This is a genomic window from Psychroflexus halocasei (assembly GCF_900107595.1).
GTDB lineage: Bacteria > Bacteroidota > Bacteroidia > Flavobacteriales > Flavobacteriaceae > Psychroflexus > Psychroflexus halocasei.
On sequence record NZ_FNQF01000004.1, the window covers coordinates 113,144 to 133,451 of the forward strand.

20 protein-coding genes are annotated in these 20,308 nt (G+C 33.5%); 6 read left to right on the forward strand and 14 right to left on the reverse strand.

What is annotated here, in order from left to right:
• Positions 1-4 precede the first annotated feature (4 nt).
• From fabG to BLV84_RS06065, 9 genes are all read right to left on the reverse strand, one after another.
• A complete protein-coding gene (gene fabG / locus BLV84_RS06025; RefSeq protein ID WP_093241535.1) occupies positions 5-751 on the reverse strand; it encodes a 3-oxoacyl-[acyl-carrier-protein] reductase in 747 nt (248 codons plus the stop codon).
• A gap of 74 nt (positions 752-825) precedes the next feature.
• On the reverse strand, positions 826-1,698 hold the full coding sequence (sucD, locus tag BLV84_RS06030) for a succinate--CoA ligase subunit alpha (RefSeq protein ID WP_093241539.1): 873 nt from the start codon (positions 1,696-1,698) through the stop codon (positions 826-828).
• Between the two features lie 84 nt (positions 1,699-1,782).
• On the reverse strand, positions 1,783-2,154 hold the full coding sequence (locus BLV84_RS06035; RefSeq protein WP_093241552.1) for a hypothetical protein: 372 nt from the start codon (positions 2,152-2,154) through the stop codon (positions 1,783-1,785).
• On the reverse strand, positions 2,154-3,083 hold the full coding sequence (locus tag BLV84_RS06040) for a UDP-3-O-(3-hydroxymyristoyl)glucosamine N-acyltransferase (RefSeq protein WP_093241557.1): 930 nt from the start codon (positions 3,081-3,083) through the stop codon (positions 2,154-2,156). The genes BLV84_RS06035 and BLV84_RS06040 overlap by 1 nt, the downstream gene beginning before the upstream one ends.
• A gap of 6 nt (positions 3,084-3,089) precedes the next feature.
• Positions 3,090-3,653 carry an elongation factor P gene (gene efp, locus BLV84_RS06045; RefSeq protein ID WP_093241562.1) on the reverse strand — a complete coding sequence of 188 codons (564 nt, stop codon included), beginning with the start codon at positions 3,651-3,653 and terminating at the stop codon, positions 3,090-3,092.
• Between the two features lie 9 nt (positions 3,654-3,662).
• Positions 3,663-4,445, reverse strand: a complete 783-nt coding sequence (gene lpxA / locus BLV84_RS06050; protein ID WP_093241566.1) for an acyl-ACP--UDP-N-acetylglucosamine O-acyltransferase — start codon at positions 4,443-4,445, stop codon at positions 3,663-3,665.
• 2 nt (positions 4,446-4,447) lie between these two features.
• Complete coding sequence (locus BLV84_RS06055) at positions 4,448-5,851, reverse strand: bifunctional UDP-3-O-[3-hydroxymyristoyl] N-acetylglucosamine deacetylase/3-hydroxyacyl-ACP dehydratase (RefSeq protein WP_093241570.1); 1,404 nt, start codon at positions 5,849-5,851, stop codon at positions 4,448-4,450.
• Positions 5,844-6,875: a UDP-3-O-(3-hydroxymyristoyl)glucosamine N-acyltransferase gene (lpxD, locus tag BLV84_RS06060; protein ID WP_093241574.1), complete on the reverse strand. Its 1,032-nt coding sequence runs from the start codon at positions 6,873-6,875 to the stop codon at positions 5,844-5,846. The genes BLV84_RS06055 and lpxD overlap by 8 nt, the downstream gene beginning before the upstream one ends.
• A 24-nt stretch (positions 6,876-6,899) precedes the next feature.
• A complete protein-coding gene (locus tag BLV84_RS06065; protein ID WP_093241579.1) occupies positions 6,900-8,129 on the reverse strand; it encodes an HD domain-containing protein in 1,230 nt (409 codons plus the stop codon).
• A 33-nt stretch (positions 8,130-8,162) separates the two neighbouring features.
• Here BLV84_RS06065 and porX point away from each other — a divergent pair, with 33 nt between their 5' ends.
• Entirely contained in the window at positions 8,163-9,707 is a 1,545-nt protein-coding gene (porX, locus tag BLV84_RS06070; RefSeq protein WP_093241584.1) for a T9SS response regulator signal transducer PorX, read from the forward strand.
• An 81-nt stretch (positions 9,708-9,788) separates the two neighbouring features.
• Here porX and BLV84_RS06075 read toward each other — a convergent pair whose 3' ends face one another.
• The gene (locus tag BLV84_RS06075) at positions 9,789-10,028 is read right to left on the reverse strand and encodes a hypothetical protein (RefSeq protein WP_200796264.1); all 240 of its coding nucleotides are present in this window, start codon (positions 10,026-10,028) and stop codon (positions 9,789-9,791) included.
• A gap of 226 nt (positions 10,029-10,254) precedes the next feature.
• Here BLV84_RS06075 and tsaE point away from each other — a divergent pair, with 226 nt between their 5' ends.
• From tsaE to BLV84_RS06090, 3 genes are read left to right on the forward strand one after another with little or no spacing between them, the layout of a single operon-like run.
• On the forward strand, positions 10,255-10,662 hold the full coding sequence (gene tsaE, locus BLV84_RS06080; protein WP_093241588.1) for a tRNA (adenosine(37)-N6)-threonylcarbamoyltransferase complex ATPase subunit type 1 TsaE: 408 nt from the start codon (positions 10,255-10,257) through the stop codon (positions 10,660-10,662).
• 26 nt (positions 10,663-10,688) lie between these two features.
• On the forward strand, positions 10,689-11,891 hold the full coding sequence (locus tag BLV84_RS06085) for an alanine dehydrogenase (RefSeq protein ID WP_093241593.1): 1,203 nt from the start codon (positions 10,689-10,691) through the stop codon (positions 11,889-11,891).
• Between the two features lie 2 nt (positions 11,892-11,893).
• Positions 11,894-12,265 (forward strand): hypothetical protein, encoded by a 372-nt coding sequence (locus BLV84_RS06090; protein WP_093241597.1) that lies wholly within the window; start codon positions 11,894-11,896, stop codon positions 12,263-12,265.
• 92 nt (positions 12,266-12,357) lie between these two features.
• On the opposite strand, the gene rho is transcribed toward BLV84_RS06090, so the two are convergent.
• Positions 12,358-14,079, reverse strand: a complete 1,722-nt coding sequence (rho, locus tag BLV84_RS06095; protein ID WP_093241602.1) for a transcription termination factor Rho — start codon at positions 14,077-14,079, stop codon at positions 12,358-12,360.
• Between the two features lie 181 nt (positions 14,080-14,260).
• Here rho and BLV84_RS06100 point away from each other — a divergent pair, with 181 nt between their 5' ends.
• Positions 14,261-14,671 carry a DUF4293 domain-containing protein gene (locus BLV84_RS06100; RefSeq protein WP_093241606.1) on the forward strand — a complete coding sequence of 137 codons (411 nt, stop codon included), beginning with the start codon at positions 14,261-14,263 and terminating at the stop codon, positions 14,669-14,671.
• 143 nt (positions 14,672-14,814) lie between these two features.
• Positions 14,815-15,279: a protease complex subunit PrcB family protein gene (locus BLV84_RS06105; protein WP_093241611.1), complete on the forward strand. Its 465-nt coding sequence runs from the start codon at positions 14,815-14,817 to the stop codon at positions 15,277-15,279.
• 84 nt (positions 15,280-15,363) lie between these two features.
• Here BLV84_RS06105 and rpsA read toward each other — a convergent pair whose 3' ends face one another.
• The 3 genes from rpsA to BLV84_RS06120 form a co-directional block, all read right to left on the reverse strand.
• Positions 15,364-17,193, reverse strand: a complete 1,830-nt coding sequence (gene rpsA / locus BLV84_RS06110) for a 30S ribosomal protein S1 (protein WP_093241615.1) — start codon at positions 17,191-17,193, stop codon at positions 15,364-15,366.
• A gap of 263 nt (positions 17,194-17,456) precedes the next feature.
• Positions 17,457-18,164, reverse strand: a complete 708-nt coding sequence (gene cmk / locus BLV84_RS06115) for a (d)CMP kinase (protein WP_093241620.1) — start codon at positions 18,162-18,164, stop codon at positions 17,457-17,459.
• Between the two features lie 4 nt (positions 18,165-18,168).
• Complete coding sequence (locus tag BLV84_RS06120; protein ID WP_093241625.1) at positions 18,169-20,211, reverse strand: HD family phosphohydrolase; 2,043 nt, start codon at positions 20,209-20,211, stop codon at positions 18,169-18,171.
• Positions 20,212-20,308 lie beyond the last annotated feature (97 nt).

Consider the following 20,308-nt stretch of genomic DNA (forward strand, 5'->3'; position numbering starts at 1 on the left):
ATTTTTAAGTTAGCATTCCACCATCAACACTTAATGTTTGACCTGTAATATAAGCACTCATATCACTTGCTAGAAAAACACAAGCATTTGCAATATCTTCAGGAGTTCCACCACGTTTTAAAGGAATACTATCTCTCCATCCTTGAACGGTATTTTCATCAAGCTTTTCTGTCATTTCAGTTTCGATAAAGCCAGGAGCAATCACGTTAGAGCGAATATTTCTAGAACCTAACTCTAGAGCAACTGATTTAGAAAAACCAATGATTCCTGCTTTAGAGGCAGAGTAGTTTGATTGTCCTGCATTTCCTTTAATCCCAACAACAGAACTCATGTTAATAATGCTTCCTTTACGTTGCTTTAGCATTGGACGTAAAACAGCTTTAGTTAGATTAAAAACGGAGTTAAGGTTAACTTTAATCACTTTATCAAAGTCTTCTTCACTCATTCTCATCAATAAATTGTCTTTTGTGATTCCTGCATTATTGACCAAAGCATCAATTTGACCAAAATCTTCAAGAACAAGCTTTGCTAATTCTTGTGCTTTATCAAAATCGGCAGCATCTGATTGATAAGCTTTAGCTTTCACACCAAAACCCTCAAGTTCCTTAACCAATTCTTCTGCAGCTTGCGTTGAAGAATTATAAGTAAAGGCAACATTTGCACCATGTTTAGCAAAGGTTGTCGCTATACCACGGCCTATACCTCTACTTCCTCCAGTAATAATAACATTTTGATCTTGTAACAATTTCATGAGATAATATTTTTAAGTAAAAAAACAAACCTCTTTAAGGAATGCTCAAAGAGGTTTAAATATTTTTGAGAAAATTAGCCAATCACCTCAGCAACTTTCTTTCCTATTTCAGCAGGAGAATCAACAACATGAATTCCACTGTCTTTTAAAATTTTCTTTTTAGCTTGTGCAGTATCTTCACTACCACCTACAATAGCTCCAGCATGACCCATTGTACGTCCTGCTGGTGCAGTTTCACCAGCGATAAAGCCAACAACTGGTTTTTTGCTACCGCTTTCTTTATACCATTGAGCCGCTTCAGCTTCAAGTTGTCCACCGATTTCACCGATCATCACAACGCATTCAGTTTCTGGATCGTTAACAAGTAACTCAACAGCATCTTTAGTTGTTGTGCCAATAATTGGGTCACCGCCGATACCAATAGCAGTTGTAATTCCTAATCCTTGCTTAACAACCTGATCAGCAGCCTCATAAGTTAATGTTCCTGACTTAGAAACGATACCTACTTTTCCTTTTTTGAAAACAAAGCCTGGCATGATACCAACTTTAGCTTCTTCTGGTGTAATCACACCTGGACAGTTAGGACCTATTAAACGGCAATCTCTATTTTGAATATAGTTAGAAACTTTAATCATATCAGCAACAGGAATACCTTCCGTAATTGTGATAATGACTTTAATACCGGCATCTGCAGCTTCCATAATTGCATCACCAGCAAATGCAGGCGGTACAAAAATGATTGTTGTATCTGCTCCGGCTTTTTCAACAGCATCAGAGACGGTGTTGAAAACAGGTTTCCCTAAATGTTCGGTTCCTCCTTTCCCTGGTGTTACACCACCAACGATATTTGTGCCGTAGTCAATCATTTGCTCAGCATGGAAAGTTCCTTCACTTCCTGTGAAACCTTGTACAATAATTTTTGAATTTTTATCTACTAAAACGCTCATAACGGTGTTATATTTTTATCAACAAATGTAATTTATTCAATCGAAGATTAAAAGTTTTATCAGCTTAAAATCCCAATGATTTTATTAAGCATCATCAGCTGCAATGCTCATCATTTCAGCTTTGATGATTTGACTTGATTCAATTTCGAAGATCGCCATAAAATGAGCGAGTTCTATTAAGTCTTCAGATTCAATAGTTTCTACAAAATAAGTGAAGTTTGTCACTACTTTTTCTTCAGCTTCTAAAAGCCGTGAAAATTGAGCCGTCATGTTTAAAAAAGTTTTCCCCATTTCTAAAGTTATCTTTTTAAAACCTTCTCTATCAAGTTTAATTTGGCCTTCGTGGCTATGCCATTCAATAATGGCGTTTTCATTAAAGTACTTATCAATGAGATCTAGATTTTTATAAAAATCTGATTCTAAAAATTCAGCAATAAGCTCCTTGTTCTTTGACACTATTTTAATTTTTTATAGATTTCTGGTAATTTTGAGATGTACACCATCTCTTTATATTTTTTTCTTGCTTCTTCAGCAGGCGTTCCAAAATAAGTTTTCCCGCCTTCTAAATCTTTTGAAACTCCTGTTTGTGCTAATAAAATTGCTTTTTTTCCAATATGCAAACCACTGGCTAAACCAACTTGTCCCCAAATGGTAACTTCATCTTCAATGACACAACAACCTGCGATACCAGCTTGAGATGCAATCAAACATTTTTTGCCGATAAAAGTATCGTGTGCAATTTGAACATGATTATCAATTTTGGTTCCTTCACTGATAAAAGTTTCACCAGAAACGCCTCTATCAATTGTAGCGGCAGCACCAATCTCAACATTGTTTTGGATAACAACTTTTCCGCCAGAGATGAGTTTATCAAAACCTTCAGGTCTGTTTTTATAGTAAAAAGCATCCGCTCCTATAACAGCTCCTGCATGGATTGTTACATTGTCTCCAATTTCAGTATGGTCGTATATTGTGACGTTTGGATGAATCAAACAATTTTGACCAATTTTAACATGATTGCCAATAAAAACACCTGGTTGTAAAATTGTAGAATCATGTATTTCTGCTGATTCAGAAATATTTTGAGTTGCTTTTTCGAAAGGTTTAAAAAAGTGTGTTAGTTTATTAAAATCTCGAAATGGATCGTCTGAAACTAAAAGCGCCTTCCCTTCTGGGCAATCTACTTTTTTATTGATTAAAATTACACTTGCCTTTGATCGCAAAGCTTTATCGTAATATTTAGGATGGTCAACAAAGACTATATCACCCTTCTCGACAACATGAATTTCATTAGCGCCTAAAACTTCGTAGTTTTCATCACCAACAAAATCTGCGTCAATTAAATCTGCAATCGTTTTTAAAGCGTAAGGTTTAGGAAATTTCATAAAAACTTACTTAACGCGTTCTTTGTAATGTCCTTTTTCTGTTTCTATCTTAATCATGTCACCTTCATTGACAAAAAGAGGAACATTGACGCTAGCTCCTGTTTCTACAGTTGCAGGTTTAGTTGCATTTGTTGCCGTATTTCCTTTAACACCTGGTTCAGTGTGAGTAACTTCCAGTTCAACATGTGGAGGCATTTCAACAGATAAAGGTGCATCATCTTCGGTATTAATCAAGATTGTCACAACCTCACCTTCTTTTAATAAACCTGGCATATCCAATGCAGCTTCTACTAAACGAATCTGCGTATAATCATCAGTATGCATAAAGTGATAAAACTCACCTTCTTTATATAAAAATTGATATTTGTGAGTTTCAACTCTTACCTCATCAATTTTATGTCCTGCTGAAAAAGTATTATCAAGTGTCTTTCCTGTGGTTACACTTTTTAGTTTCGTTCTGACGAAAGCTGGACCTTTTCCTGGTTTTACGTGTAAAAATTCAACGACTTTATAAATGTCATGGTTGTATTTAATACATAAACCATTTCTGATATCACTTGTTGTAGCCATAATATTGTATTAATTTGAAAAATAGCCTTTCATAATTCCACGCTGCGAGTCTTTGACGAATTGAATGATTTCATCACGCTCAGAAGTTGCCTCCATTTCAGCTTCAAGAATTGAAAGTGCTTGAGAATTGTTATAATTTTTTTGATATAAGATTCTGTAAATATCTTGAATCTCTCTAATTTTTTGTGTGTCAAAACCTCTTCGTCTTAAGCCAACTGAATTTATACCGACATAAGATAAAGGTTCGCGCGCTGCTTTTACATAGGGAGGAACATCTTTTCTGACAAGAGAACCACCTGTGATAAATGCATGCCGCCCAATGCTACAAAATTGCTGTATCGCTGTCATGCCTGCTAAAACCGCATAGTCACCCACTGTAATATGTCCTGCCAATGTTGAATTGTTAGAGAACACACAGTTGTTACCTACTATACAATCGTGAGCAATATGGCAATAAGCCATAATCCAACAATTTTTACCAATTTTGGTTTTCATTTTATCGCTTGTGCCACGATTGATTGTGACGCATTCGCGTATTGTTGTGTTATCGCCTATTTCGGTAATTGTATCTTCGTCTTCAAACTTTTTATCTTGAGGAACAGCTGAAATAACTGCACCTGGAAAAATACTGACATTTTTACCAATGCGAGCACCTTCCATAATCGTCACATTAGATCCGATCCAAGACCCTTCGCCAATAACGACATTGTTATGAATAGTCGTAAATGGTTCAATGACAACATTCTTAGCTATTTTTGCTCCAGGGTGGACGTATGCTAAAGGTTGATTCATAATTATTCTTTTGATTTTACTATTTGTGCCATTAACTCTGCTTCACATGCTAATTTTCCATTAGCGTAAGCATAGGCTTGCATTTGAATGATTCCTCTTCTTATAGGAGAAATTAATTCCAATTTAAATATAAGTGTGTCACCTGGAACAACTTGCTGTTTAAACTTCACATTATTCATTTTCATGAAAAAGGTTAAGTAATTTTCTGGATCAGGAACAGTGCTCAAAGCTAAAATTCCGCCAGTTTGCGCCATCGCTTCAACTTGAAGAACACCAGGCATCACAGGTTTTCCAGGGAAATGTCCAACAAAGAAAGGTTCATTCATTGTGACATTTTTCGTTCCAACAACGGATGAGTCTGTTAACTCATATATTTTATCAACCAACAAAAACGGAGGTCGATGTGGTAGACGATCCATAATTTCAGAAACATCATAAAGAGGCTTTGAATTCAGATCTATTTGTGGAACTTTATTTCGCTTTTCTGCTTTAATCACTTTTGCAAGTTTTTTAGCAAATTGCGTGTTTATTTTATGACCTGGTTTATTTGCGATAACTTTACCTCGTATATGTGTTCCCACAAGAGCTAAATCACCAATAACATCAAGCAATTTATGCCTTGCTGCTTCATTTGGATGATGTAAAGTTAAGTTATCTAAAATACCATTAGGTTTTACTGAAATGTCTTTTTTATCAAAAGCAACTTCTAGTTTTTTCATTATTTCAGGAGACAACTCTTTATCGACGTAAACAATCGCATTATTCAGGTCTCCACCTTTGATTAAACCGTGTTCAAGAAGCGCTTCAAGTTCATGTAAAAAACTGAAAGTCCTTGAATTTGCAATATGATCTTTAAATTCAGTAATAGATTTAATCGAAGCATTTTGTGTTCCTAAAACTTTGGTTTGAAAATCAACCATTGTTGTGACTTGATACTCATTCGCTGGCATCACTAAGATTTCAGAGCCTGTTTCTTCATCAGAAAAAGAGATGACATCTTTCACGATAAACTCTTCACGTTCAGCATCTAATTCTATAACTTCTGCTTTTTCTAAGGCTTCTACAAAATATTTTGAAGAACCATCCATTATCGGAGGTTCAGAAGCATTGAGTTCAATGATCACATTGTCAATACCTAAACCAACACACGCAGCGAGGACATGCTCAGAGGTTTGAATCAAAACACCATTTTTTTCCAGTGTTGTACCTCTATCAGTGCTTGTTACTAAGTTGGCATCAGCTGGAATCATCGGATGTCCTTCAAGATCCATTCGTCTAAAAATAAAACCAGTGCTTGCTTCTGCTGGTTTGAAGGTTAAGATCACATTTTGACCTGTATGAAGTCCGACACCTTCAAGTTTAATTTCCTTAGAAATTGTCGTTTGTTTTTTAGGACTATTACTCATCTTTACTGATTTTTTTCTCTATAGAATTTAGCTGATTAACTATTTTTGGTAAGTTTCTAAAATGCACATAAGACTTGTTAAAGTCTGAATACCCAAGTGCTGGCGTTCCTTGTATGGCTTGACCATCTTTTACGTTTTTACCAACTCCTGTTTGTGCTTGAATTCGCACGTGATCGCCAATTTTAATATGACCGACAATACCAACTTGGCCGCCAATAATACAATGTTTTCCTATACGTGTTGATCCTGCTATTCCAGTTTGAGCAGCAATTGCAGTGTGTTCACCTATCTCAACATTATGTGCGATTTGTATTTGATTATCAAGCTTCACTCCTTTTCGGATAATTGTTGATCCTAAAGTTGCGCGATCAATTGTAGTTCCTGCGCCGACATCAACATCATCTTCTATAATAACATTACCCGTTTGTGGAACTTTTGTAAAAACGCCTTTATCATTTGGCGTAAAACCAAAACCATCTGCACCTATGATAACACCTCCATGTAAAACACAATTTTCACCAATAATACAGTCTGAAAAAACTTTACTACCTGGGTAAATAACAGTATTATCACCTATTTCAACATTATCACCAATATAAGAATTTGGATGTATTGAAACCTTATTTCCAATTTTGGCATTATTTCCGATGTATGAAAAAGCGCCGATATAAATATCCTCACCTAAACTTACATCTTCTCCCATAAAATGTGGATCTTCTACACCAAGCTTTTTTGTTTTTTTGAATTCTTCGTAATAACCTAATAATTTAGAAAAAGCTTCATAAGAATCTTCAACTTTTATCAAGGTAACAGAAGTGTTTTCTTTAGGTTCAAAATCTTTATTAACAATGCAAACACTCGCATTTGTTGAGTGTACATAGTTTGTATATTTCGGATTAGACAGAAATGTAAGTGAGCCTTCCTCACCCTCTTCAATTTTTGATAATTTAGAAACAACCGCTTCAGAATTACCAACAATTTCGCCGTTTAAAATTTCTGCTATTTGATTCGCTGTAAATTTCATTCTTGCAAAAATAGGAAAAAAGTGTTAATAATTGTTTTTTGGGTAACATAAGTAATATTTCGTCACAACTTTTGACAAAGCTTTCAGGTTAAATTGATCTGAAGCCTTAGAAACATCCTTGAGTTTTCCATTTTTATAAAGGATTTTAATCGGCTGATCACTCGTTGTATAAGCTAAATTATTCGCTTCACCTGTGAAAACAAAATAATTTGCTTCTTCTGCTGTCATATCATGATCCTTCATAAAACTTTCAAGTTCAACATGATATTTAGCATTATTAATCGGTTTATCTTTTAGCTTAATTTTAGGAAGCTGCCTATTGATCAGCATTCGAGATAAGTTTTTTAAGACAATATCATCAGCGTTCATCCACATTTTAATGGCGTAAATAACATCAAAATCATCAAGTTTTGCAAAAGTTTCAAGTTCTTTCTTGTTGAAATTATTTAACTCGATATCATTTTTAAGGAAAAATAAAAGCGCTTGACTTCCAAATATATCTTCTCCTTGTTGTACCAAATATTTTGCTCTTTTGATTGCTTTAATCAAAACTTGCTCTGCACATAAACCTGTTTTATGTAAATAAACTTGCCAATACATTAAACGACGAGCAACAAGGAATTTTTCAACAGAATAAATCCCTTTTTCTTCAATAACAATTTCATCGTTTCTTACATTTAACATACTTATTAAACGCTCGCTATTGACATTTCCTTCTGCCACACCAGTATAAAAACTATCCCTTCTCAAATAATCTAACCTATCCATGTCCAGTTGACTAGAAAGCAATTGGCATAAAAACTTTTTAGGATATTGATCAGTGAAAATTTCAATGGCTAAACTGATTTTGCCATTAAATTCATCATTGAGTTGATGCATAAATTTCAACGAAATTTCTTCATGATTAACACCACCAACCAAACTATGTTCCAAAGCATGAGAAAACGGTCCATGACCAATATCATGAAGCAAAATTGCAATTAACAAAGCCTCCTCTTCATCTTCGGAAATTTTTACACCTTTAAATCTTAAAACCTTAATGGCTTTATCCATCAAATGGATGCAACCCAAAGCATGATGAAATCTTGTGTGATGCGCACCTGGATAAACCAAATATGACAGTCCCATTTGTGAAACTCTTCTCAGTCTTTGAAAAAACGGATGCTCGATAATATCGAAAATTAATGGACTAGGAATGGTAATAAAACCATAAATCGGATCGTTAATAATCTTAAGTTTACTATTTTGTTTCACAAACTATTTATTTAAAAACAAAGATACATATATATGACAAAGCTGAAAGTTTTATGGGTTGATGATGAAATAGATTTATTGAAACCTCATGTTTTATTTCTTGAACAAAAGAATTATGAAGTGACAACTTGCCAAAGTGGTCCTGAAGCCATTGAACTCATTCCTAATGAAAATTTCGACATCGTTTTATTGGATGAAAATATGCCTGGTCTGACAGGAATCGAAACTTTAGCTGAAATCAAAACCATTCAAGACAATCTTCCTGTTGTGATGATCACGAAAAGCGAAGAAGAATACATTATGGAAGAAGCCATTGGATCTAAAATTGCAGATTACCTCATCAAACCCGTCAATCCGAATCAAATTTTATTGAGCTTAAAAAAGAATCTTGATCATTCACGTTTAGTCACACAAAAAACAACATCAAACTACCAGCAAGAGTTCAGAAAAATCACAATGGATTTAATGCAAACCAACACTTATGATGCCTGGGTAGAGCTTTACAAAAAATTGGTTTATTGGGAGTTAGAATTAGGAGACATAGATGACGGTGGCATGTTTGAAATATTAGAAACCCAGAAAAATGAAGCGAATATTGAGTTTGGTAAATTTATAGAAAAAAATTACGCGTCTTGGTTTGAAAAAAACACAAAAGCTCCAGAATTATCTCACACGCTTTTTAGAAATAAAATTTTACCTGAAATCTCTAAAGAGCAACCGACATTACTGGTTGTTATAGATAATTTAAGATATGATCAATATAAAGCATTTGAACCGACACTGAATAAATATCTTAAAAAGAAAAAAGAAGAAGCTTTTTTCAGCATTCTACCAACTGCAACGCAATATGCAAGAAATGCCATTTTCTCAGGCTTAACACCTGAAGATATGGAAAAAATATATCCAGAATATTGGAAAAATGACACAGATGATGGTGGTAAAAATTTATTTGAAAAAGAGTTTTTAGAAGCGCAACTCAACCGCCTCGGAAAACCATTAGATTTCTCTTACCACAAGATTACCAATATCAGTCAAGGTGAAAAACTTGTTGACAATTTCAAGCAAGAAAAACATAAAGACCTATCTGTTGTGGTATATAATTTTGTTGATATGCTTTCACACTCAAAAACAGAGCTTGAAGTGATTAAAGAACTCGCATCAACTGATAAATCTTATAGATCATTGACTGAAAGTTGGTTTAAAAACTCACCTTTATTAAAAATTATTCAGCAAGCCAAAGCACTAGGCTTTAAAACAATTATCACTACAGATCACGGAACGATCAACGTTAAAAACCCTTCAAAAGTTATTGGTGATAAAAATACGAGTTTAAACCTTAGGTATAAAACTGGCCGAAGCTTGACTTACGAAGATAAAGATGTGATTGTTGCAAAAGATCCATCTAAATTCAAACTTCCAAAAATCAATATGTCAAGTTCTTATATTTTTGCAAAAAGCAACTATTTTTTAGCTTATCCAAACAACTACAATTACTATGTCAATTATTACAAAAACAGTTATCAACACGGCGGCGTCTCATTAGAAGAAATGATTATTCCGTTTGCTGTTTACGAGTAAAATTGACACTATATTGACACAAAAAAGCACAAGCAAATTAAATTTGACTTGTGCTTTTTTTAAAATAGTTCCTAAATAAATTTACTTCTTCTCTTTTTTCTCTTCTTCCTTACCTTTGTCTAAAACATCTTTAAATTCTATTTCGCTATCTACACTTTCAGTAAAAGCGCTAATCCAAGCATTTTTAAAAATATTAGTTATTGTTGGCCAAACTTTCGAGTCAACTTTATTTAAATCACCTTCAATTGGAACTTTTGTCGCTACGGTATCTGTCCCTTGATTTTTCAAAATAAATTTAAAGATACCGACAAAACCTTCCAAAGAGTTTTCAGGATATCACCATCTTTTCTTTTGATTATATTTCCTTTTACTTTTTGACATGGCTCATGTTTTTAGCTAAAATGACTCAAATATAAGTTATATTCAGTTAAAATATTAATAAATCATATTAGTGATCATAAAGATAATCTCTGATAATTTTGACAAATGATAAGAACTAATTAAGAAATATTATTAAATTTATGACCGTTTGAATTAAAACTTGTCAATGACAATTATAGATTACAATCTTGGCGATTTAGAAAGAATTTCAGAAAAAATACTGAATCACATTTCTTATCGAAAAATTATTTTTAAAGGTGATTTAGGTGCTGGCAAAACAACCTTAATCAAGGCTTTAGTAAAAAAATTAGGTTCAGATGAATTAGTCTCTAGTCCGACTTTTTCTTTAGTCAATGAATATGAATTAGAGAAGTCTAAAATCTTTCACTTTGATTTTTACAGAATTGAAAATGAAGAAGAAGCTTACGACATAGGGTTTGAGGATTATATTGATACAGAAGCTTGGGTTTTCATTGAATGGCCAGAGAAAATTCCAAACCTTTTAGATTTTGGTCATCACTGTATTCACATCAGTTTTAATGAAAAACTCGAACGCATACTCGAATTAAAATAAAGTTTAACCTAATTATCTTTGATATTATGAGCCAAACATCATCATCTCCGTTCACTCAATCTGAATTACTTCCTCAAGAAGAAATGCTCGAATTATCAAAAACAAAAGGACAGCTTTTTATAGGCATCCCAAAGGAAATTAGTTATCAAGAAAAACGTGTATGTTTAACACCTGATGCTGTGAGCGCTTTAACAGCAAATGGTCATCGCGTCTTGATTGAAAAAGGCGCTGGAAATTACGCCAAATTTTCTGATCAAGATTACAGTGAAGCTGGAGCAGAAATTACAAATGATAAAAACAAGATTTTCTCTTGTCCCATTATTTTAAAGGTGGCGCCTTTATGCGATGAAGAACTAGAAATCATACATCCGCAAACCACTTTAATTTCTGCATTACAACTCAAAACGAGAAACAAAAAGTATTTTCAAAAACTTGCTGAAAAACGCATCACTGCTTTGGCTTTTGAGTTTATTAAAGATGAATTTGGCACATACCCAGCAGTTAGAACTTTAAGCGAGATTGCTGGATCAGCATCAATTTTAATCGCAGCCGAGCTTTTGGCTAAAGTCGATGAAGCCAATGGATTAATGCTTGGTAACATTAGTGGCGTCCCACCAACAGAAGTTGTGATTATTGGCGCAGGAACAGTTGGAGAATTTGCAGCAAAATCTGCTATTGGTTTAGGTGCATCCATTAAAGTTTTTGATAGTTCTATCACAAGACTTCGTCATTTAAGAGAAAACCTGAGTCATCATATTTTCACTTCAACAATTCAACCTAAAAGCTTAACAAAAGCGCTTCGTCGGGCTGATGTCGTGATTGGCGCTGTTGCTGGCAAAAACAGATCCCCAATAATTGTTTCTGAAAAAATGGTTCAGAAAATGAAAAAAGGAGCTGTTATTATCGATGTCAGCATTGACATGGGCGGCTGTGTTGAGACATCAGAAATCACCAACCACAACAAACCCACCAAAGTGATTTACGATGTAATTCATTATTGCGTTCCTAATATTCCTTCTCGCTATCCTCGTACGTCCTCAATGTCAATTAGTAATATTTTCACACCCTACTTATTACATATTGCTGAAGAAGGCGGCATAGAAAATACGCTTCGATATGAGAAAGGTCTTCGCAATGGATTATATTTGTACCACGGAATATTAACAAACAAATCTGTTGCAAACTGGTTTGATATGGATTATAAAGATCCAAATCTACTTATTTTTTAAATATGAAATTTATTCAACGCTTAGGTTATTACTCCATTGGTTTAGTTATTGGAGTGATTATTCTTTTATTTTTTTTAGGAGGAAAAAAAACATCTTGTGATTATGGTCTAGATGCGAGAGTCATCAAAAACATTTCAACTAAAAAATCAAGTTACTCATCTGAGGCACTACAAAGTTTTAGTCAATACCAGATTGATACAAGTCAATATAAAACCATTTTACAAGATGCTACTGTAAATTTTGGAGAAAGTCAAACTGATTTAGATTCCTGTAAAATTTATATTTTAGAATCTCAATACGCATCACATAAATATAAACTTCAAATTGAAAATTGCGATTCAATTGCACGAGTTCAAAAGCTTGAAAAACAATAATTAAGTTTGCGCTTAAAAACAAAAAAGGTCTTTCAAAACTGAAAGACCTTTTTTGTTGACTCGAATAACAACGAGACTATTTTAATATAGAATTAATTATTCATTGAAACAATAAACTCTTCATTTGTTTTTGTCTTTTTAACGCGATCACTAATAAACTCCATCGCTTCAATAGGATTCATATCAGCTAAATACTTACGCATCACCCACATTTTTTGAATCATATTTTCATCAAGAAGTAAATCATCACGTCTTGTACTTGACGCTGTTAAATCAATCGCTGGGAAGATACGACGGTTTGCAATCTTGCGATCAAGCTGCAATTCCATATTACCAGTTCCTTTAAATTCTTCAAAGATAACTTCGTCCATTTTAGAACCAGTATCCGTTAAAGCAGTAGCAATAATTGATAAAGATCCGCCATTTTCAATATTACGTGCTGCACCGAAAAAACGCTTTGGTTTGTGTAATGCATTTGCATCAACACCACCACTTAATACTTTACCACTAGCCGGCTGAACTGTGTTGTATGCTCTTGCTAAACGCGTGATTGAATCTAATAAAATCACGACATCGTGACCACATTCAACCAAACGTTTTGCTTTTTCGATAACGATATTTGCAACTTTGACGTGTTCGTGTGCCTCTTTGTCAAAGGTAGAAGCAACAACTTCACCTTTCACACTGCGCTGCATATCTGTCACCTCTTCTGGGCGCTCATCGATTAATAAAACCAATTGATAAACCTCAGGGTGATTTGCCGCTATAGCATTCGCTATTTCTTTTAAAAGAATTGTTTTACCAGTTTTTGGCTGAGAAACAATCATACCTCTCTGACCTTTACCTATTGGTGCAAACATATCCATGATACGTGTTGACATTGAAGGACGTCGATCAGCGATATTAAACTTTTCTTGAGGGAATAATGGTGTTAAATGCTCAAAAGAAACACGATCACGTACCACTTTTGGATCTAAGCCATTTATTTGAATAATTTTGATCAGCGGGAAATACTTCTCTCCTTCTTTAGGAGGACGAACTTGTCCAAGAACTGTATCGCCAGTTTTCAAACCAAAAAGTTTGATTTGAGATTGAGACAAATAAATATCATCAGGTGATGATAAGTAATTGTAATCTGACGATCTTAAAAAACCATAACCATCAGGCATCATATCTAAAACGCCTTCACTCTCAATAATTGCATCAAATTCGTAATCTGATTTCTTATACTTATTACGGCTGTCTTTGTTTCCGTTTTTCTGAGAGTTGGAATGAGTATGACTTTGTGAACTTTTAGAAGATTTTTGATTTTGATTCTTGTCTCTTCCTTTGGTATCTTCACGACGTTGTTTTTCCTGATATTCCTTAGTTTGATTAGGATTTCTCTTATCAGCTTTATCGTTAGACTTAGCCTTAGAATCAGGCTTTGGCTTATTTTGCCTTTTTTGATTGTCTTTATTGTGAGACGGCTTTGGCTTATGATCTGACTTAGATTTATGATCAGACTTAGCATTGTGAGTTTGATTTGCTTCACTTTTACGCTCAGCTTCCTCTTCCATCTTTTTACTAACACGAACACGTTTAGGCGCTTCTTTTTTTGGTTGACTTGATGGTTTAGAAGAATCTTTCTCAGACTTATTAAAATCATTATTTACAACAGATTTGACTTTTTCAGGATTGCTCGCTTGATAGTCTAAAATTTGATAAATAAGATCTAACTTTTTTAAACTTCTAAATTTTGGTACTTCTAACTCTTTGGCGATATTTTGTAACTCAGGGAGTTTTTTCGCCTTTAATTCGTTAATTTCTAACATTGACTATTATTGAAATTATTTTTTTGATATTTTTTTTGAAGAAAAAATAGGGGTTAAATTGATGTGTTTGAAATAATTACATCAAAGTAAATCATTGGACTATGCAATTATACAACAAAAAATTAATTTTTAAATATTTTTTGTCAAATAATCTTCTATTTTTGTATTTCAATTGCATCAAATGATACAGAGAGTACAAAGCTTATATCTTACAATTGTGTTTATCCTCAACGCAGTAATTTTTAATTTACTGCCTGCCTCAGACTTTATTTTTGATAATATTTTGGGCGATAACACTTATATGATTGTAAGTATTTTATTTTATGCAAGTGCATTACTTGCACTGATTAGTATTTTTAAATACAAAAATAGACAACTACAATTCGTCTTAGGACGTTTAAATATGTTATTGAACGCTGTTTTAGTAGGCATTTTCGTTTACGGATCGCTAAATCTACCTGGAGAATCAAGTTTTTCTGAGAAGGGTATTGGGGTTCTTCTTCCTATCATTTCTATCGTTTTTATTGTGATAGCTAATAAAGCTATTAAAAAGGATGAAGACCTTGTAAAATCTGTTGATCGTTTCCGTTAAGCCTCAAATCTTAGTGTATTTAGTGTAAAACCCCGTTCATTCGGGGTTTTTTTATTTATAGCTACAATTTTATGTAAGAATTAAGATACCCAAACATGGATTTGTATTATCTTAAGTGCAATAATCTTTTATAAAAACTAAATATGTTAAAGAAATTAATAGTAATAAGCCTTGTCATAACAGGCATCAGTTGCAAAAGCTATCAAGACCCATCAACAGAAAATATGACAATTATCCATCAATCTGAACTCACTGGCAATGGCGAAGAAGGCATTAATGGCTCTTACCATGTGATTGAAAACCAAGAAGACTGGAATGCCTTAGAAGAAAAAATGAATAGCATCAACGATCAACGTATCAAGATGGATCCAGTTAACTTTAAGAATGAAATGATCATCGCGTTATTTAGTGAAGTGAAAAACTCTGGTGGACATTCCATAAAAATTAAAGAGATCACTCAAAAGGATAATCAAGTCATTATCAAAGTTGAAGAAACGAGTCCTCGCGGCCTTGCGACTAGTATGATGACACAACCTTATTATATTGCAAAAATCCCTAAGACTGATAAAGTAATTGAGTTTGAGACTACAGATCGTCTTCGGAAATAAATGTAATTTTATCTATCAATAAATGCCTAACAAAAAAAGCCTCTCAAAAATTTGAGAGGCTTTTTAGCTATTAGAAAGGACTTCTTACTTTCCTTCCATTTTATCTTTAAGCGCTTGTAATTCAGCATTTGCATCACCAAGAGTAGTTTTGTTCTCTTCAGTTTTAGCTTTTTGCTGAGCTTGCTTAACAATATTTTGCTCTTCTTCTTTATGAATAGCAGTATGCGAAGCAACAACTCTCTTAAATTCTTTATTGAATTCAATGATTACAAAGTCAGCTGATTCACCTTTTGTTAACTTGCTTTCGTCTTCTTTAATCAAGTGACGAGAAGGAACAAATGCAGTGACATCATCGTTAAACTTGATGGTTGCACCTTTATCAACAATATCAGTGATTTCAGCAGTGTGCTTGCTTCCTACAGCAAACTCTTCAGCGTATCTATCCCAAGGGTTCACTTCTGTTTGCTTATGACCTAAGCTTAACTTGCGTCCTTCAACATCTAGTTCAAGTACAACAACGTCTAACTTATCACCAACTTTACAGAATTCTGAAGGGTGTTTAATTTTCTTAGTCCAAGAAAGATCAGAGATGTAAATCAATCCGTCAATTCCCTCTTCTAATTCAACAAAAACACCAAAGTTTGTAAAGTTTCTAACTTCACCTGTGTGTTTAGAACCAACAGGATATTTAGTTGTAATATCAGTCCATGGATCTGGTGTCATTTGTTTAATACCAAGTGACATTTTACGCTCTTCACGGTCAAGTGTTAAGATTTTTGCTTCAATCTCATCACCAACATTTACGAAATCTTGTGCAGATCTCAAGTGCGTACTCCAAGACATTTCAGAAACGTGAATTAAACCTTCAACACCTTCTTCAACTTCGATGAATGCACCGTAATCAGCGATAACTGTGACTTTACCTTTCACAACATCACCAACTTTAATGTTTTCATCTAAAGCTTCCCAAGGATGCTTACTCAATTGTTTAAGACCAAGTTGAATTCTTGTCTTATCTTCATCAAAGTCTAAAATTACAACGTTTAATGTTTGGTCTAACTCAACAACCTCGTTCGGGTGGTTGATTCTTGACCAAGATAAATCAGTAATGTGAACTAATCCGTCAACACCTCCAAGATCAACAAATACACCGTAAGAAGTAATGTTTTTAACAACACCTTCAAGGACTTGTCCTTTTTCTAATTGACCGATAATTTCTTTCTTCTGCTCTTCAATATCAGCTTCGATAAGTGCTTTATGCGAAACAACAACGTTTTTAAATTCGTGATTGATTTTCACAACTTTGAATTCCATGTTTTTCCCAACGTAAGCATCGTAGTCACGAATAGGTTTCACATCAATTTGAGAACCTGGTAAGAAAGCTTCGATGCCGAAAACGTCAACGATCATTCCTCCTTTAGTTCTGCACTTAACTAAACCGTTAACTACAGTTCCGTCTTCTTGTGCTAAATTAACGCGCTCCCAAGCTCTGATAACACGAGCTTTTCTATGAGAAAGAATTAATTGTCCTTCTTCATCTTCACGAATGTCAATAAGAACGTCAACCATGTCACCTTCTTTAAGGTCTGGGTTGTATCTAAATTCGTTTAAAGAAATAACACCTTCACTTTTTGCGTTGATGTCAATAATTGCGTCAAGGTCAGTAATTTTGATAACTTTACCTTGAACAACTTCGTTATGAAGTGTGTCAACAAAATTCTCTTCAACTAATTTCTCAAACTGATCTAACTGCTCATCTGCAACTTCATCAATTCCTTCTTCATACTTGTGCCAGTTGAAGTTTTCAAGAAATTCTTTAGGATTTTTTTGTTGTTCAGAAGCTTCGATTGTAGATTGTTGTGCTTCTGTGTTTGCAACGTCTTGTTGCTCTGTTTTTTTTGAATCTTCAGCCATATGCTGTGATTAAAATTTGTATTTTGTCAGTTCTGAATTTTTACGTGGCAACCAACAAAAGATTGTTAAATGATTTTTATCAATACTTTTAGGAAACTCCAAACCACTCCCAAAAGTTTTGCAAAAGTACAACTTAAATTTTGATACCCAAACAATTAGGTTATTTAATTATGAAAGCGAATTATTTCCCTGAATTTTGGTTTCAGCTAATTTGAGTAGCACTTCCTTCTATTCTTTTTTTGATAAGTTAGTGTTTTATAACTTTATAGCATATTCAATTTACGTAAGCGGATTTGCTTCATAGCTAATTTCAATAATACATCAGCTTGCTCTTCTTTTGTCAAGTTCGTATTGTCAAGCTTTACGGCATCATCGGTTTGTATAAGCGGAGAGGTTTCACGAGAAGAATCTATCAAGTCACGTTCTTGAACATTAGCAAGAACTTCATCAAAATTTAGATCAGAACTACTTCCTTTTAATTCATTAAAACGTCTTTTTGCACGTTCATTTGCTGTGGCTGTCATAAATATTTTGAGTTCAGCTTCAGGGAAAACTACACTTCCAATATCACGACCATCCATAACCAAACCTCCCTTCTCTCCTATTTTCTGTTGAATCTTAACGAGTTTATGTCTTACTTCAGGAATTTTAGCAACATAACTAACTTTGTTAGCAACATCCATTTGACGAATAAAATTTTCAACATTTTCACCATTTAGTAAGATGATGCTTTTCTCTTTGGATTGATCATATTCAAAACTCAAATCAACATCATCTAAAGATTGAATAAGTCTTGTTTCATTTAAAACATCATTCTCAAAAAAACCATTTTTTAAAGCAAAATAAGTCATGGCGCGATACATTGCTCCTGTATCGACATAAATATAATTCAGTGCTTTAGCCAATTCTTTTGCTGCTGTACTTTTCCCTGTTGATGAATGTCCATCAATGGCAATGGTGATTTTTTTCATAAATTTAATCTGGATATTCAATACGTAAATGATAAATGTTATTCAGCTTAGCTTTTAAAATCTTTTTGATTTGCTGTATATCTTTAAAGGTAATATCAGCATTTTCAAACTGATCATCTTCAATTTGTTTATCAATAATTTTTTCTACGAAATTATCAATAATTCGAGTGTTTGGAGATTTTAAACTTTTACTCGCAGCTTCGACACTGTCACACATCATCAAAATAGCTGTTTCTTTACTGAAAGGTTTTGGACCAGGATATTGAAAATCTTTTGGATCAATACGCACACCTTCAGGCGCATTTTCTTGTGCTTGCTTAAAAAAGAAATAAACCTTTGTGGTGCCGTGATGTGTTCTTATAAAATCAATTATACGATCTGGAAGTTTATATCTTTTGGCATATTCAATTCCTTCTAACCTATGGTTCACAATCAGTTTAGCACTTTCATGAGGAGAAAGCTCGTCGTGAGGGGTGACATCTGTTGTTTGGTTTTCAACGAAATAAATAGGGTTTTTCATCTTACCTATATCGTGATAAAGTGCCCCAACTCTTACAAGTAAAGCATTAGCACCAACTTCATTAGCGGCAGCTTCTGCTAAATTTGCAACATTTAGTGAATGATGAAAAGTTCCAGGTGCAACTTCAGCCAATTGCTTCAGTAATTTAGAGTTTGTATCCGATAATTCTAATAATGAAAGGTCTGATACTAGACCAAAAGCTTTTTCATATGTATAAATCAAAGGCTGCACAAATAATAAACCAACACCACAAAGAATGAAATAAATCATATTTGTGTAATTGATATCGACAAAGTCAACATCTTGAATCATGCTAAACGCCATATAAGCAAAAATATAAACACCTGTAATTTGCGCCACAGAGATAAAGAGATTTGCTCTTTTATAAAGTTCTGAAACTGTCAATATTGTAACAATACCTGTTACAATTTGCAAAAACATATACTCAAAACTATTAGGCACTACAAAGCCGAGAATCAAAACTGTAACAACATGTGAGAACAAGCCTAAGCGCGCATCAAAGAACGCCTTCAATGTTAATGGTAAAATACAAAGTGGAACAATATAAATGTACTCATACCCGATTTTCATCACAACTAAGGTGAGAAAAACCATAAAGAGAATATTAAAAAATATAAAGGTGAGTTTGTTGTTATTTGTATAAATATCATTTCTGTATTTACTCAAAAACAACATCAACATAAGCAATGCCAAGGAAACAAGTAATGAATAACCAATCAAGATTGTGACATAGCTTGTCATGTCTAAATCTTGTGATTCATATTCGTTTTTGAGAGAGTTCAGTTTTCGTAATTTTTCACCCTCAATGATTTCACCTTTGGCAATAATTTTACTCCCTTTAGAAACACTTCCACGCGTTGGCGAAATATTTTTATAAGCATCCTCTAAGACTTGTTGATTGAATTCTTTATCATATTCAACATTAGGAGAAAGAATATCGTAAAAAATAGGTTTCAATTTTGCTGACTGAGCATAACTGAATTTTGACAGTTTTTGATCTAAATAACGATCTAAATCAGATTGTTTTAAAATCTTGTCAAGGGTTACTTCTTGTAATCTGATATTTTTTTTAAGGTAAACAAGTTGTTTTTCATCAAAATCTTCACTTTCAACGCGTATGCCATAGTTGTAAACATTTTTAATAATTGTATCAACAAAACTTCTGTCTGCCATTGCGCTAATCAACGAATCTTGATGTGGTGAAATGACTTTCGGCCAGTTTTTCCAGATAGAATCTGCTTTAGCAACATTATATATATAATATGGAATATGATTATCCTTGATTTGCTCTTTTTCAAGTTCTAATTCTTGATCAGATTTTAAGATTGCAAAATCAAATGGAGAATATAAATTTTCATACTGCCAAGGCTTATTTTTGATTATTTCATACTTAAATTTTCCTTGTATCGGAAAGAAATAAACAATTAAAAAAACACTGATTAAGAACAAAAATATTTTGTAAATCAAAGATTGTTTTGTGTAAAGTATGTCTAGCTTAGACTTCATTTAGCCTGTTTTGGTGGTTCAAAATTAGAAAAAAATTAGTCATTTCATTTATAATTCGTTTGTTCTTTTAAAAATCATTAATTTAGCAGCAATCGTA